The organism is Streptomyces sp. NPDC031274 (genome assembly GCF_055570235.1).
The window spans coordinates 1-16120 of sequence record NZ_JBVIHP010000057.1; the positions used below are offsets into that span (position 1 = coordinate 1).

Annotated in this window: 9 protein-coding genes; 1 reads left to right on the plus strand and 8 read right to left on the minus strand. The window is 72.5% G+C overall.

Going from position 1 to position 16120, the window contains the following annotated elements; genetic code table 11:
• The 8 genes from ACZ5CR_RS43135 to ACZ5CR_RS43170 all read right to left on the minus strand — a co-directional run.
• Positions 1 to 3732, minus strand: a 3732-nt coding sequence (locus ACZ5CR_RS43135; RefSeq protein WP_468868532.1) for an AMP-binding protein, incomplete at its 3' end; no start/stop codon positions are given.
• Positions 3733 to 3799: 67 nt separating this feature from the next.
• Entirely contained in the window at positions 3800 to 5176 is a 1377-nt protein-coding gene (locus ACZ5CR_RS43140) for a M20/M25/M40 family metallo-hydrolase (RefSeq protein ID WP_468868536.1), read from the minus strand.
• A gap of 43 nt (positions 5177 to 5219) precedes the next feature.
• Positions 5220 to 6323, minus strand: coding sequence for an acyl-CoA dehydrogenase family protein (locus ACZ5CR_RS43145; protein ID WP_468868540.1), 1104 nt, complete (start codon positions 6321 to 6323; stop codon positions 5220 to 5222).
• 184 nt (positions 6324 to 6507) lie between these two features.
• Positions 6508 to 7731, minus strand: a complete 1224-nt coding sequence (locus ACZ5CR_RS43150; RefSeq protein ID WP_468868542.1) for an acyl-CoA dehydrogenase family protein — start codon at positions 7729 to 7731, stop codon at positions 6508 to 6510.
• Complete coding sequence (locus tag ACZ5CR_RS43155; RefSeq protein ID WP_468868544.1) at positions 7728 to 11864, minus strand: non-ribosomal peptide synthetase; 4137 nt, start codon at positions 11862 to 11864, stop codon at positions 7728 to 7730. The genes ACZ5CR_RS43150 and ACZ5CR_RS43155 overlap by 4 nt, the downstream gene beginning before the upstream one ends.
• Complete coding sequence (locus ACZ5CR_RS43160) at positions 11857 to 12777, minus strand: [LysW]-aminoadipate kinase (RefSeq protein ID WP_468868547.1); 921 nt, start codon at positions 12775 to 12777, stop codon at positions 11857 to 11859. Before ACZ5CR_RS43160 ends, ACZ5CR_RS43155 begins: the two co-directional genes overlap by 8 nt.
• A 45-nt stretch (positions 12778 to 12822) precedes the next feature.
• The gene (gene argC, locus ACZ5CR_RS43165) at positions 12823 to 13851 is read right to left on the minus strand and encodes an N-acetyl-gamma-glutamyl-phosphate reductase (protein ID WP_468868551.1); all 1029 of its coding nucleotides are present in this window, start codon (positions 13849 to 13851) and stop codon (positions 12823 to 12825) included.
• Positions 13852 to 13939: 88 nt separating this feature from the next.
• Entirely contained in the window at positions 13940 to 14122 is a 183-nt protein-coding gene (locus tag ACZ5CR_RS43170; RefSeq protein WP_383283110.1) for a lysine biosynthesis protein LysW, read from the minus strand.
• Between the two features lie 234 nt (positions 14123 to 14356).
• Between ACZ5CR_RS43170 and ACZ5CR_RS43175 the strand changes: the two genes are divergently transcribed.
• Positions 14357 to 16120: condensation domain-containing protein (locus ACZ5CR_RS43175; protein ID WP_468868558.1), on the plus strand; the 1764-nt coding region annotated here is incomplete at its 3' end.

A 16120-nucleotide genomic window follows, 5' to 3' on the forward strand; every position in this document is an offset into this window, starting at 1 on the left:
GCGGGTGCTGTCGGGCAGGTCCAGGGCTGCGGCTGTCTCGCGGGTGGCGGTGTGGGTGAGGATGACCGAGGTGCGGGAGGTGGTGGCCATGCGGGTCAGGCGGGCCGGGGGGTAGTCGGGGTCCAGGGGCAGGTAGGCGGCACCTGCTTTGAGTACTCCGACGAGGGAGATGATCAGGTCCAGGCTGCGGTGCAGGCAGACACCGACCACGTCCTCCACGCCGATGCCGCGGTCTTGCAGGTGGTGGGCGAGCCGGTTGGCGGCCTGGTCCAGCTCCCGGAAGGTCAGCCGGTGGCCGTCACTGTCCTGGACGGCGACCGCGTCCGGGGTGCGGGCAGCCTGCGCGGCGATCGCTTCGTGCATGAGGCCGGTTGCGGCGGGCTCGGGCAGCGGGTTGCCGAAGGCGGCGATCTGCTGGCGTTCGGCGTCCCCCAGCAGCGGATGGGCGTGCACCGGACGGGCCGGAGCGTTGGTGGCGGCTGCCAGGAGGCGCTGCCAGGCGTCGTGCAGGCGGGAGATGGTGGCCGTGTCGAAGAGGTCGGCGGCGTATTCGAGCCGCCCGGCCAGCGAACCGTCGGCCTGTTCGCGCAGGTGCAGGGCGAGTTCGAACTGCGCCCGGCCCCCGCCCGCCACCAGCTCACTGACCTGCATGCCCGGCAGCTGCACCGGCTCGCGCGGGGTGTTGTCCAGCGCGAACAGCACCCGCACCAGACCACCGCGCTCACCGCCTCCCACATGCTGGGCGACCTTCTCGAAGGGAACGTCCTGGTGGGCCAGCGCCTCCAGGGTGACGGAGCGGGCCCGCTCGACCAGATCGCCGAAGGTCGGGTCCCCGCTGATGTCCACCCGCAGCGCCAGGGTGTTGACGAAGAACCCCACCACATCATCGAGCTCACTGCGCCCCCGCCCGGCCACCGGAGTACCAAGCACCACATCATCCCGGCCCGCCCAACGGCCAAGCACCGCGGCGAACGAGGCAAGCACCGTCTGGAAAACCGTGGCCCGGCCCGCCTCCGCCACCGACCGCACCCGCCCGAGCACATCTCCCCCCACGACCACGGGAAGCACCCCGAGGTCGTACGAAGCCCGGCTGTCACCCCGCGAAGAGCTGGTCGGGAGCTCCAGGGCGTTCGCGCCGTCGAGTACGCCCTGCCAGTGGACAAGACCGGACTCCAAGGTCCCCCCCGCGACCGTGGCACGCTGCCAGGCGGCGAAGTCCCCGTACTGCAGGCCGAGTTCCGGCAGCGGCGACACTTCGATGCCATCCGCGAACGTGCCGTACAAGGCGCCCAGTTCGCGCAGGACGATGCCGAGGGACCAGCCGTCCACCACCGCGTGATGCGCCACCAACGCCAGCGCCCACTCACCGGAGCCGAGCCGGCCCACCACCACCCGCACCAACGGGCCCGCCGCCAGATCGAACGGCTCCTCCACCACCGAGGCCAGCCACTCATCCGCATCGGCGACATCCACCACTGTCACCGAGGGCAGCAGCGAAGCCTCCACGACCTGCTGCAGCCCCCCGTCCGCCCACACGAACCGCGTCCGCAGTGCCTCGTGCCGGGCGATCACCTCACCCACGGCCCGCTCCAGCACCCCCACATCCAGCGCGCCGGAAACCCGCAGACCCCCCGCCACGTGATACGCCGACCCCGCACCCAGCCGGTCGAGCAGCCACAACCGCTCCTGACCGAACGACGCGGTCATCGGCGCCGAGTCGTCCCGACGGCCGATGGGCACGAGATGCCCGCGATCCTTCGACTCCGCGACCACAGAGGCCAGTTGCTCCACCGTCGTGTCGCCGAGCAGCACCGCGAGCGGAACGTCCGCGCCGTGCCCCGTCTCCAGGAGCGCGCGGAGCCGGACGGCCCGCAGCGAGTCCAGGCCCTGGGCGATCAGGGGCAGCGCGGCGGAGACTCGGTCGGGAGCCAGGTCGAGGACCTCACCGACGTGGGCCAGTACGGCGGTGGCCGCCGGGTCGGCGGCGAGCAGCTCGGCGGCGCTGTTCTCGGCCGCCAAGGCGGTGGCGCCGCCGCTGCTCGCCAGCGCGGTGAACGTGTCGGCCGCGTAGCGCTCGCGGCTCTCCCGGCGGCGGATCTTGCCGCTGGAGGTGCGCGGCAGTGCGCCCATCTTCACCAGCACGATGTCGTGCAGGGCGAGTCCGTGCTCTTCGGTGACGGCGGTGCGGATCGCGGCGAGCACCGCGTCGGCGTGCTCGTCGCGGAACGCGCGGCTCACCTCGTGCAGGAGCACTACGCGCTCGTCGGTGCCGTCGTCGAGCCCGAAGGCGGCGGCCCGGTTGGGTACCAGGAGTTCGTGGCTGAGCTCGGCCGTGTACTCGATGTCCTGCGGGTAGTGGTTGCGGCCGCGGACGACGATCAGGTCCTTGATGCGGCCGGTGATGAACAGTTCGCCCTGGTGTCGGAAGGCGAGGTCGCCGGTGCGCAGATAGCTGTTGCCGTCAGGTTCGGCGAGTTCGGCGGCGAAGGTCTGCTCGGTGAGTTCGGGGCGGCGCCAGTAGCCCTGGGCGACGGAACCGCCGGTGACCCAGACCTCGCCGACGGCGTCGTCGGCGGCCGGAAGCAGCGTCTCGGTGTCGACGACCAGGATGCGGTCCTCGCCCTGGATGTCACCGCATCCGATGAGGGTGGTGCCGGGCTGCGCCGTGTCGTCCGCGTAGGTCTGGGGGCCCTCGTCGGTGAGGGTCACGGCGAGGGGTTCGGTGCGGGGTTTGCCGCCGGTGACGAACAGGGTCGCTTCGGCGAGTCCGTAGCAGGGGTGGAAGGACGAGCGGCGGAAGCCGGTGGTACCGAAGACCCGGGCGAAGTCGTCGAGGGTGCGGCGGCGTACCGGTTCGGCGCCGACCATCGCGTGTTCCCAGCTGCTCAGGTCGAGCCCGGCCAGCTCCTCCTCGGTGACGCGGCGCACGCACTCGGCGTACGCGAAGTCGGGTGCCGCGCTCATCGTGCCGCCGTGTCGGCTGATCGCGTCGAGCCAGCGGAAGGGGCGGCGCAGGAACGTCATGGGCGCCATCAGGACGCAGGGGAAGCCGCTGTAGAGGGGCTGGAGGATGCCGCCGATGAGGCCCATGTCGTGGTAGGGCGGCAGCCAGCTGACGCCGACGCTGTCCGGCGTCGAGCGGTTGGCGTGGGCGATCGTGCGGGAGTTCTCGATCAGGTTGCCGTGCCGCAGCATGACGCCCTTGGGCGATCCCGTGGAGCCGGAGGTGTACTGGAGGAAGGCGAGGGCGTCGGCGCCTGGCGCGACCTCGGTCCACGACGGCGCGGCGTCGCGGGCCACGGTGTCGGTGGCGGTCCAGGCGAGCTTGGCGAGGTCGCCGAGCGCGTCGCCCATGGAGGTGACGAGCTGGAGGGTGGAGTCGTCGGTGAGCGCGACGGTGGCCTCGGCGTCGGTCACGATGTCCATGAGCCGGTCGAGGCCGCGCTTGCCGGACGGGGGGTAGACGGGCACGGCGGCGGTGCCGGAGTACAGGCAGCCGAAGAAGCCGACGATGTACTCCTCGCCCGGCGGGTAGAGCAGCAGCGCCCGGCCACCGGCGGCGCCCGACTGCTGCATGGCGGCGGCGGTGGCCCGGGCCCGGACGTCGAGCTCGCCGTAGGTGAGCCGGCGCTCCGAGCCGTCCTCCTCGAGCAGGATGTACGCGGTGGCCTCGGGCGTGGCGGCGGCACGGGCACGCAGCATCTCTACGAGGTCGGCGGGACGGAACGACATGGGTTTCCTCCGGTGTGCGGACGGGTGGGCGGGGCCGGGCGGTGGCGGGCGGTGGCGGGTTACGGGCTCAGGGGTGGTCGAGCAGCAGCTCGTAGAGGCAGTCGGCCCCGAAGCGGACGGCGTCGGCGGGGACCCGCTCGTCGGCGTCGTGCATGTTCTCCTGGTAACGGGACCCGGCGGGCAGGAGCATGGGCAGCCAGCCGTAGCAGTCCATGCCGAGGTTGGCGAAGAGCCGGGCGTCGGTGGAGGCCGGGGTGATCATCGGGATCGGCAGGCCTTCCGGGTCGGCGGTGCGCAGGATGTCCGTCAACCGCTCGTAGAAGGCGCCGAGTTCGGGCTCGTTCTTCGGGTTGCGCGATCCTTCGAGCAGCAGCTCGATCTCCACCTCGTCGCCGAGGGTGCCGCTCGCGCTGTACTCGTTGATCAGGGCGCGCAGTTCCGCGATGTAGTCCTCGACCGTGAAGTCGCCGGGCAGGATGCGGCCGTCGAGGTCGACGGTGATCTCCGCCGGGATCATGTTGATCTTCTCGGGAGTGCGGATGATCGTCGGGTTCACGGTGTGCCGGATCGTGGAGTCCAGGTAGACGGCGTCCGCCGTGTTCATCAGCTCGTACGGCACTGTGGTGCGCTCACCCTTGCGCAACGCCGCTATCTCTGCGGCGAGTTCGTCGCCGACGACCGTTCCGAGGTCCTGGAGCATCCGGTCGAACGCGGGCGTGATGTGCACCGGCAGGCGGCCGTCGCGCAGCGCGGTCAGTACGTCGGTGAGCTGGTGCACGGCCAGGTTCGGCCAGCCCTGGCGTGAGGCGTGGCCGCCGCGCCCGCGCAGCGTGAGCCGCAGCCAGCAGGCCCGCTTCTCGGCGACGCCCACCGGGTGGAAGCGGCGGGCGGGATCGACGGTGAGCACGGCGCCGCCGTCCTCGCCGATGCAGTACGGGATGCCCTCGAACAGCTCGGGGTGGTGGCCGGCGAGCCAGCCCGCGCCGACCCGGCTGCCGTTCTCCTCGTCGGAGACGACCGCGAGCAGCACGTCACCGGCGGGTGCCTCGCCGCGTGCGTGCAGGGTGAGCAGCGCGGACAGCATCATGGCGAGGCCGCCCTTCATGTCGATGGCGCCGCGGCCCCAGACCTCGCCGTCGATGAGCAGCGCGTCGAACGGCGGGTGCGTCCACTCCTGCCCGTCGGTGGGCACCACGTCGGAGTGCCCGTGCAGCAGCAGCGGGGGCGCCTCGCCCCGGCCGGGGATGCGGGCGACGAGGTTGGGCCGCTCGGGGTCGGGGCCGAGCATCCTCGACTCGATGCCCGCGTCGGCGAGCAGGTCCGCGATGTACTCGGCGCAGCGGCGCTCGTCGCCGGGCGGATTGACGCTGCGGAAGCGGATCAGGTCGCGCAGGATCGGGATCGGGTCTACGGCGGGGCCTAGAGCGGCGGTCCGTGCGGACATGGGCCGGTCCTTTCGAGGGGGGTTGTACGGGGCGGGCGCGGACTCAGAGGAGGGTGGCGGCTCGCGCCCAGAGCTGGGCGGGGCTGCCCCACAGCAGTGCGTCGAGCGCCGCGCGGCGGAAGTAGAGCTGGATGTCGGCGTCCTCGCTCATGCCGTGGGCGCCGTGGATGTGCAGGCACTGGGCGGCGGCGTCGCGGGCGAGTTCACCGGCGAGCGCGAGGGCCTGGAGGACGGTGAGTTCGTCGTCGGTGCGGGCCGCCTGCTCGACGAGGGCGCGTACGGCGATGACGCGGGCCGCGAGCGCGGAGAGCGTGAACGCGAGGCTCTGGTGACGGGCGAGCGGCTGGTCGAACTGCTCCCGGCTCTTAGCGCGTTCCACGCCGAGCGCGAGCGCGCCCTGCGCCTGGCCGACAAGGGCGGCGGCCTGCCGCACGCGCAGCGACCGCAGGACGCACGCCCAGGCTGCCGTGGCGTCCGCGGGGTCGCCGAGCAGCCGGCCGCCGAACAGCGGGACGCGCTCCAGAGTGACGGTGTGCAGATCGCCGCGGCTGATGTCGTCCTGGCGGCGCAGAGTGACGCCGGGGCCGTCGGCCCGTACCAGCGCGAGCGCCGTACCGTGCGGCACGGCGCCCACGACGAGCAGCCAGTCCACGGCGTCCGCGAACGGCACGAAGCGCCGACTCCCGGAGATCCAGGGCCCGTCGGGACCGTCGCCGAGGGTGAGCGGTGCGGGCGCCGCCGGGTCGTCGGTGCCCGCGGCGCGCGGTGCGAGGGCGACGGCGGCGGCGCCGTCGGCCAGCGCGTCCAGGAGGTCGGCGTGCTCCTGCGACTCCGTCCCGAGCGCGCGGATCAGTTCGGCGGTGGCCGCCGTGTCCTGATAGGGCCCCCGGTAGAGCGAACGGCCCATCAACTCACCGAGCTGGAGCAGGTGTTCACGGCTCTCGGTGCCGTCGGCGGCCGTGTCGAACACGCCCGTCTCGGTGAGGGTCTCCCACACGGCGGCGCGGGCCCGCGCCTGCTCATCGGTGACCGGTCCGCCGCCGATCGGGCGCTCCCCCATCCGCCGTACGGTGGGGGCCAGTTCACCACCGAGGAGTTCCGCGAGGTCGGCGGGCAGGGCCGGGGCCTGGGCCGCTACGGACGTCATGGGCGGGGTCCTCTCGGGTCGAGGTCAGTCGAGGTCAGTCGAGGTCGAACGGGGGCGATCGAGGTCGATCGAGGTCAGTCGCGATCAGCCGTGGTCAGTCACAGCCGGTCGCGGCCAGCCGCGGCCAGCCGTGGCCAGTCGCGGCCAGTCGCGGCCACTCGCGGCCAGTCGCGGCCACTCGCGATCAGGAGAAGAGTTCGAGGCCCTGGGCGGCGATGATCTGGAGCATCACCTCGGAGGTGCCGGAGGCGAGGGTGTGCGCCGGGCTCTGCCGGTACACCGCCTCCAGGCGGCCCAGGTCGGGCGCCTCGCCGTCCCAGGTGGTCAGCAGGCCGTCCAGACCCATGACGTCGGCGCCGAGCCGGACCACCGCGTCGGACTGCTGGGTGACGAACCACTTGGAGGCGGCCGATGCCACCGGGTCGGGCGTACCGGCGAGACGGGCCCGCACCATGTTCCAGGCGAGCGCGCGGCCCGCCGTGAGCTTGGCGTCGAGCTCGGCGAGCCGCTGCGCGTAGGCCGGTTCGGCGATCCGGCCGGAGCGGCGCGCGTCCGCGACGACCGCGTCGAGCCAGCGCCGCAGTTTGGCCTGGAAGTCCATGCCGGTGCGCTCCAGGAGGAGCATGTCGTTGATGGGCTGCCAGCCCTCGTCGACCCGGCCCACGACGTGTTCGGCGGTGAGCCTGACGTCCTCGATGACGATCTCGTTGAACCGTTCGTCGCCCATGCTCCACACCGGGTTGATCACCACGCCGGGCGAGCGGAGCGGGAGCAGGAACAGGGTGATGCCGTGGTACTTCACGGGGCCCTCGCCGGTGCGGGCCGCGCACAGCGCCCACTCGGCGAACTGCGACTTCTGATTGAAGATCTTGCGTCCGGAAAGACGCCATCCGTCGTCGTCCGGCACGGCGGCGGTGCGCAGCGCCGCGAGATCCGAGCCGCAGTGCGGTTCGGTGAACAGGACGGTGGCGATCTCCTCGCCCCGGGCGAGGCGCGGCAGGTGCCGGGCCCGCTGCTCGGGCGTGCCGACCTCCAGGAGGAACTGGCCCACGGTGTCGATGCTGAGGACGTGCTGGTCCTCGGGCACCCCGTGCAGGACCATCTCCTCCAGGACGATCCCCGCCTCCACTGGGCCGAGACCGAGCCCGCCGTACCGCTCGGGCCAGGCCGCCGCGAGCCAGCCGCGCTCGCCGAGCTGCCGGTAGACGTCGAGCAGTCCGCTCTCCTCGCGCGGGGCGTGGTCCTGGAGGGCGTCGATGGACTTGCGGACCTGCTCGTCGGCGAAGAAGTCCCGTACGTCGCGGCGGAAGGCGAGCTGCTCGGGGGTGAGCCAGGTGTCCAGGGGGTCGGGACGGGTGGCGGGCGAGGAAGGGCGGGTGGCGGGCGAGGAAGGGCGCGGGCCGTTCATGCGCGCACCTCCCGGCGGGCGGTGCTGCCCGCGCGGTCCAGGACTTCCTGGATCAGGTCGGCGACCGTGCCCACGTGCGGCGGCACCATCATGGCGTAGTGGTCGCCGGGCGCCTCGTGGTGAGTGAAGCCGCCGGTGGTGCGCGCCGCCCAGTAGCGGGCCCGCTCCTCGGCTCCGGGCGCCTCTGAGGTGAGCAGCGTCAGCGGTACGTCGACGGGCTGAGGCCGCCAGACCGCTCCGCCGCGCACGGTCGCCACGAACGTGGCCATGCGGTCGACGAGTTGGGCCTCGTCGGCGTCGGGAGCGAGCGGGGATGCGGTGATCCTGCGTACGGCCACGGCGATCTGCTCCTCGTAGTCGAGAGCCTCGATGTCGTCCAGGGCGGGCATGTCCTCGGGGCCCAGGCCGCGCAGCCCGGCGAGGTCGACGGCGTACAGACCGATCGCGAGGGCGGTGCTCGGGGGTTCGGCGAGCTCGGGCGGCACATCGGTGTCGATGAGGGCGACCACCGCCACCTCGGCTCCCTCGGCGCGCAGTCGGCGTGCGGTCTCGAAGGCGACGGCGCCGCCCGTCGACCAGCCGCCCAGGTGGTACGGGCCTTGCGGCTGGGCTGCCCGGATCGTGGCGGCGTGCGCCGCGGCGAGGGCGGCGACCGGGTCGCTCCCGTCGAGGGAGCGGGGTGCCTCCAGGGCGTGCAGCGGCTGCTCCGGGTGGAGCGAGGCGGCCAGCGGGACGTACGGGGCGACGGAGCCGCCGCTCGGGTGGACGCAGTAGAAGACGGGCCGTGCGCCGCCGGGTGCGAGCACCACGGGAGCCGAAGCGGTGTCGGGCCCGGTCACGGCGGGGCGGGCGGTGTCGATCAGGGCGGCCAGTTGCTCGACCGTCGCGTGGGTGAACAGCTGCCGCAGCTGGACCTCGGCGCCCAGGGTCTCCTCGATACGGGCGAGGAGCTGGGTGGCCTGGAGCGAATTGCCGCCCACCATGAAGAAGTTGTCGTCGCGGGCGAAGTCCTTGCCGGGCAGAAGACCGGCCCAGATCCCGGCGACGGCACGCTCGGTGGCGGTGGCAGGGGCCTCGCGGTCCTTGCGGGCGCGTTCCTCGGGCGCGGGCAGCGCGGTCCGGTCGAGCTTGCCGTTCGGGGTGAGCGGCAGCGCGTCCAGGGTCACGAACGCGGCGGGCAGCATGTACGGGGGCAGGTCATCGGCGAGGTGGGCGCGGAGCGTGGCGGGCTGCGGGCGGGCAGCGCCCTCGGGCACCACGTACGCGACGAGTCGCGGACCGCCCTCCCCGTCGAGCACCACCACCGCGGCCTGCCGCACACCGGCGTGCCGGGAGAGGACCTGCTCGATCTCGCTGGGTTCGATGCGCAGTCCGCGGATCTTGACCTGGGTGTCCGCGCGGCCGAAGAACTCCAGGTCCCCGTCGCCGCGGCGCAGCGCCAGGTCGCCGGTGCGGTACATGCGGCTGCCGGGCGCGGCGAACGGGTCGGGCAGAAAACGCTCGGCGGTCGCGCCGGGCGAGCCCGCGTAGCCCCGGCTCAGGCCGAGCCCGCCGATCCACAGCTCGCCGGCCACTCCGCGCGGGACGGGCTGTCCGAACGGGTCGAGCACATAGGCGTACTGGTTGGCGAGGGGGCGGCCGATGGGCGGGCTCGCGGAGCCGAGCTGGGGGCCGCACAGGTGGTCCACGGAGGCGACCGTGGTCTCGGTCGGGCCGTACCCGTTGTGGAAGTCCCTGCGGCCGCCGTCGCGCCAGCGGTCGACGAGATCGCCCGGGAAGGGCTCAAGACCCACGAACAGCTTGCGGAAATCGGGGAGTTGCGCGGGGTCGAGGACGGCGAGCAGGGACGGCGGGATGTCCGCGGTGGTGATCCGCTCGTCGCGCAGCAGCGCGGTCAGGGACGCCGGGTCGAGGAGGGTGCCGCGCGGCGCCATGACCAGGGTGGCCCCGGAGGCGAAGGCGCTGTAGATCTCGAAGACGGATACGTCGAAGGCGGGGTTCGCGAACTGGAGCACCCTGTCGTCGGTGCCGAGGCGGAACATCTCCACCGACGAGCTGGTGAAGTTGACGGCACTGCGGTGCTCGACGAGGACGCCCTTGGGCCGCCCTGTGGAACCCGAGGTGAAGATGACGTACGCCAGATTGCGCGGATGCACGGCGACGTCCGGACGGCTCTTCGGGGCACGCCCCAGGGCCGCGCGGAACTCCGGGTCCCGCCAGTCGAGACGTATCAGGCCGCCCTGGCCATCAGGACCGCCAGGCCCGTCCGGGCCGTCGGGCAGGGCGTCGGCGAGCGCGCCCTCGGTGACCACGAGCGAGCAGCCCGCCCGGTCCAGCATGTAGCCGAGCCGGTTGGTGGGGTGGATCGGATCCAGCGGCACGTAGGCGCCACCGGCCTTCAGGATGGCGAGCTGGGTGACGGGCAGCTCGGGGCCGCGCTCCATCAGGATGCCGACACGGCTCTCGGGACCGATCCCGAGCGATCGCAGATGGTGCGCCAACTCATTGGCGCGCGCCTCGAGTTCACCGTAGGTGAGACCACTGCCGCGGAAGCGGACCGCGGGCTGCTCGGGGTGCAGATCCGCCTGCCGCTCGAACAGCTGGTGCAGGGCGAGACCCGCCGTGTCGTACGCCGTCCCGGTGCGGTTCTCACCGGTGACGAGCTCGGCGTGTTCGGCGGCGGACAGCAGCTCGATGCGGCCGACGCGGGCCGACGGGTCGGCGACGACGGCCTGAAGGATGCGGCCGTAGTGGGCGATGAGCCGGTCGATGCGGTCGGCGTCGAAGAGCTCGGTGGAGTACTCGATCCACACGTGGTAGCCGTCGCCGGGCACCTCGGTGAGCTGGAAGGCCAGGTCGAAGCGCGATGTGCCGACGATCAGCGGCACCTGCTCGATACGGAGAGCGCCGAGATCGTCGCCGTCCGCGCTCGCGTTCTGCAGCGTGAACGAGATCTGGAACAACGGGTTGCGCCCCGCCTCGCGCTCGGTCTTGAGCGCGTCGACGACCTTGCCGAACGGCACGTCCTGGTGCATCAGACCGCCCACGACGGTCTCGTTGGTACGGGCGAGCAGCTCACGGAACGTGGGGTCGCCCGAGGTGTCGGTGCGCAGGACCAGGGTGTTGGCGAAGAAGCCGACCAGGGGCTCGATCTCCGGCTGCGTACGGCCGTTGACGACCGAGCCGATCACGATGTCGTCCTGGGCGGTGTAGCGGGCGAGCAGTGTCTGGAAAGCGGCGAGGGCCACGGTGAGCACGGTGACTCGCTCCGTGCGGGCCAGCTCGACCATGGCGCGCTGGAGGCTCGCGGGCAGTCTGCTCTCGCGCACCGAACCGGCGCCGGTCGGCTCCTTGGGCCGTGGCCGGTCGGTCGGGAAGTCGAGCACCGGCAGGTTGTCGAGCCGCTCGGTCCAGTAGGCGAGGCGGTCACCGAAGGACGACTCGGCGAGCTTGCGGCGCTGCCACACCGCGTAGTCGGCGAACTGCACGGGCAGCGGCGGCAGCGGATCGCTCACACCGGCCGCCTCGGCGGCGTAGTACGCCATCACCTCGCGCGTGACGATCGCCGTGGACCAGCCGTCGGTGGCGATGTGGTGGATGGCGAGGAGCAGAACGTGCTCCTCGTCGGCGAGGCGGAACAGGCTCGCCCGCAGCACCGGGCCCCGCGTCAGGTCGAAGGGCAGGCCCGCCCCGTCGGCGATGAGCTCGGTGACCTTCTTCTCCCGCTCGTCGGCGGGCAGTTCGCGCAGGTCGGCTACGTCGAGCGGCACCGGCGCGGGATCTTCGACGATCTGGTGGGGCAGCCCGTCCACGCTCTCGTAGCGGGTGCGCAGGATCTCGTGCCGCGCCACCACACCGCTGAGCGCACGGCCGAGCACGGCGACGTCGACCGGACCGGTCAGACGCAGCGCGAGCGGCGCGTTGTAGGCGGCGGAGCCGGGGTTCCACCGGTCGAGGAACCACAGCCGCTGCTGGGCCGCGGCCAGGGGCAGGCTGCGGTCGCGGTCGGCGGGCTCGATGCGCTGCTCGGTGCGGCGGCTCTCCTGGAGCCGCTGGAGCGCCTCGCGGGCTCCGCCGGGGCGCCCGCCGGGTGCCCGGGTGGCCCGGCGGGGCACCCGCTTGAGCTCACTCATGGTCGGCTCCCCCACTGTTGGCCACTTCTTCCGCTGCCGCTGCCACTGCGGCTACGTCCGCCGCTACGTCTGCCTCTGCCTCTGCCTCTGCCTCTGCTGCCAGGGCGACGGCCGTGGATTCGCCCGCGAGCGCGCGGCGCACCGGCCCTTCGGCACGGCCGTCGGCGATCAGCACCTCGGGCACACCGCCGACCAGAGCCTCGCGTGCGGCGATGAGCTTCACGGCCATCCCGCCCTCGGCGCCCGGCGGAGTGCCGTCGGCGGGCAGCTCGCAGCGCGCCAGGCGGCTCGACTCGTCGCGGGGATCGGCGAGCACGCCGGGCGCAGCGGTCAGGAACACCAGACGGCTCGCGCCGAGCGCCACCGCGACGGCTGATGCGGCACGGTCCGCGTTCACATTCACCGGCCGACCGTCCTCGGCGAGCGCCGGAGGCGAGACGACCGGGGTGATCCCCGCGTCGAGCAGCACCTTCAGGGCCGCCGGTTCGACCTCGGCGATCCGCCCGCTGTGGTCGTCGCGCACCAGTACGGTACGGCCGTCCACCCGGGCCCGGATCGCGGTCTTGCGGCGGGCCCTGAGCAGGCCGGTGTCCAGGCCGGTCAGACCCACCGCGGCGATCCCGTGCCCGGCCAGCTCGACGAGCAGGGCGGGCTTGACCTGCCCCGCGAGGGCCAGCGTCAGCACCTCCAACGTCGCCTCGTCGGTGTAGCGCGAGGTGACACCGCTGCGCGCGGTGATGGTGCGCTGCTCAACGCCGAGCCGGGCCGCGAGCTGCTCCAGCTCGGCCGAGCCGCCGTGCACGAGCACGACCCGCTCCCCCGACTTGACCAGCGCGGCCACGTCGGCGCACACCCGGGCCGGGTCCACGCCTGCGGCCCCGCCGCACTTCACGACGGTCAGTCCGTCTGCCACTGCCCTGCTCCCCTTCTCTCCGGCTCCCACCGGTTCTCGCCGGTGCTACACCGGGTGCAGGCCGGTGAACCCGAGACCGAGGGTCTCCGGCCGGCCGAAGCGGATGTTCATGGTCTGTACGGCGTTGCCCGCACCGCCCTTGACGAGGTTGTCGAGCGCCGCGATGAGCACGGCGGTTCCGTCGTCGGGGTCGGTGGAGAAGCCGATGTCGCAGTAGTTGGAGCCGCTCAGGATCTTCGGCTCGGGCAGCCGGTACAGGCCGCGTTTCTGCGTGACGATCCGGATGAACGGCTCGTCGGCGTAGTAGGCGCGGTACAGCTTGCGCAGTTCGCGCTCGCCGAGGGTGACGCCGTCGGCCGCCGCGACACGGATGAGCACCTGTACGCCACGCACCGCCTCGACGCCGGTCGCGCTCATCCGGGCGGTGAGGCCGGTGGCCTGGGCCACCTCGGCCTCGTGGCGGTGGCGCTGCGGCTTGAACACCCGCATGGCGCCGCTGCGTTCGGCGTGCAGGTTCATCGCGTCGGCGCTCACTCCCGACCCGCTCGATCCGACCCGGCCATCGATGCTGACGTCGCTGCGGATCAGGCCTTCGGCGGCCAGCGGGTGCAGGGCGAGGGTCGCCGCATTGGCCATGCAGCCCGGCATGGCGATCCGGTCGGCGCCTGCCAGCTCCTTGCGGTAGCGCTCCGGCCAGCCGGTGACGAACTCCTGGAGCAGCTCGGGCCGCGGGTGCTCGCCGTAGTAGCGGGCGTGCAACTCGGGGTCGCGCAGCCGGAATCCGCCACTGAGGTCGATGACGACCTGCGCCTTGGCGCCCGCCTCGGGAACCAGGTCGCCCGCCACCGCGGGCGAGACGGCCGTGAAGATCACGTCGCAGTCGGCGACGTCCGACGGCTCGCAGAAGAGCAGGTCGGTGGAGCCGCGCAGATTGGGATGGACGGTGTCCACCCTGCGGCCGACCAGCCTGCCGGACACCGCACTGACGATGTCCACTTCGGGGTGGCCGAGCAGCAGCCGGAGCAGCTCTCCGCCGATGTAGCCTGACGCGCCGTAGACGCCGGCACGAATCACGGGGACCTCCAGGTCCGAACAGAGTTGACGGGGCTGGGGAAGGAGGGGGCTCCCCGGACGGGCGTCCGGGGACCCGGCGGCGGCCGTCCTACTCGCCCCAGTCCTCCTCGACCTCGGGGGCGAGGGCGAGCAAAAGCGGCTCGGTGGTGATCACTTCCAGCTCGCTCAGGCAGTCGCCGCACTCGACGATCTCGCTCTGGCGCACCCCGTCCGGCACGGCAACGCCGTTCTCGCACTCCGGGCAGGTGCTGACCGCGGTAGCGGTGGTCATCCCGTTCCTCCTCGTGTCGATCCGGCCGAGTGGTCTCCCGGCCCATCACGAGCGTCACCGCCCGCGGCCTCGCCGCACAGTCGGGGGAATCCCCTACAGCCGTCGGCCACGCCGCGTAGGGGTTCCTCCCGACTGCCGCGCACGGCACCGCGCTGCGAGCCTCGGTTGCGGGCTCGAACCATTCCCACAACCCAGCAAGCCAGCAAGCCACATATCCGGAGGGCTGAAACCGCCATGTCTGAGGCCGAGTTCATGTCTGGGGCCGAGCACGACGAAGAGGCCTTCTTGTTTCCCGCGTCGTTCGGTCAGGAGCGGTTGTGGCTGCTTGACCGGCTGGGTGCGGGGTCGGCGTATCACGTGGCGGGGGGTCTGCGGGTTTCCGGTGCGCTGGATGTGGGGGTGCTGGAGCGGGCCGTGGGTGAGGTGATCGCCCGGCATGAGGCACTGCGGACGCGGTTCGTGTGGGCGGACGGGGGGCTGCAGCAGGTCGTGGAGGCGTCGGTGTCGGTGGCGCTTGAGGTGGCGGATGTCGCTGATGCGGGTGTGGAGGGGTGGTTGGCGTCGGTGGTGGAGGAGCCGTTCGATCTGGCGACGGGTCCGTTGGTGCGGGTGGTGGTGGGCCGGCTGGCGGCCGGTGAGTGGGTGCTGGCTCTGGTGGCGCATCACGCGGTGGTGGACGGCTGGTCCCTTGGCATCGTGCTGCGCGAACTGGGCGCCTTGTACGCGGCTTTCGCAGGCGGCGCCAAAATGTCACCGCTGGCCGAACTCGACCTCCAGTACGGCGACTTCGCGGTCTGGCAGCGCGAGGAACTGCGCGACGAGGTGCTCACCGAAGAACTCGCGCACTGGAAGCAGACCCTGTCCGGAGCCGCCCCGCTCGACCTGCCGGTGGACCGCCCGCGCGGCGAGCAGAGCTCCTCCTACCCGGCCGGGTCCCTTCCTGTGGTGGTGGGTGGGGGTGTGGCCGGGCGAGTGCGGATGGTCGCGGAGGCGGGCCGGGCCACGGTTTTCCAGACGGTGCTTGCCTCGTTCGCCGCGGTCCTTGGACGCTGGGCGGGGCGGGATGATGTGGTGCTCGGCACTCCGGTGGCCGGGCGGGGGCGCAGTGAGCTCGATGATGTGGTGGGCTTCTTCGTCAACACTCTGGCCCTGCGGGTGGACATCAGCGGGGACCCGACCTTCGGCGATCTGGTCGAGCGGGCCCGCTCCGTCACCCTGGAGGCGCTGGCGCACCAGGACATTCCCTTCGAGAAGGTCGCCCAGCATGTGGGAGGCGGCGAGCGGGGCGGTCTGGTGCGGGTGCTGTTCGCCCTGGACAACACCCCCCGCGAGCCGGTGCAGCTGCCGGGCATGCAGGTCAGTGAGCTGGTGGCGGGCGGGGGCCGGGCGCAGTTCGAACTCGCCCTGCACCTGCGCGAACAAGCCGACGGCTCGCTGACCGGGCGCATCGAATACGCCGCCGACCTCTTCGACAACGACACCATCTCCCGCCTGCACGACGCCTGGCAGCGCCTCCTGGCAGCCGCCACCAGCCAGCCCGACCAGCCGGTGCACACCCACCCGCTACTGGGGGACGCCGAACGCCAGCAGATCGCCGCCTTCGGCAACCCGCTGCCCGAGCCCGCCGCAACCGGCCTCATGCACGAAGCCATCAGCGCGCAGGCCGCCCGCACCCCCGACGCGATCGCCGTCACCGGCGAAGAGGGCCAGCTGACCTTCCGGGAACTGGACCAGGCCGCCAACCAGCTCGCCCACCACCTGCAAGACCGCGGCATCGGCGTCGAGGACGTGGTCGGGATCTGCCTGCACCGCAGCCTGGACCTGATCATCTCCCTGGTCGGCGTCCTCAAATCCGGCGCCGCCTACCTGCCCCTGGACCCCGACTACCCCCCGGCCCGCCTGGCCCGCATGGCCACCACCTCCCGCACCTCGGTCATCCTCACCCACACCGCCACCCGCGAGACAGCCGCAGCCCTGGACCTGCCCGACAGCACCCGC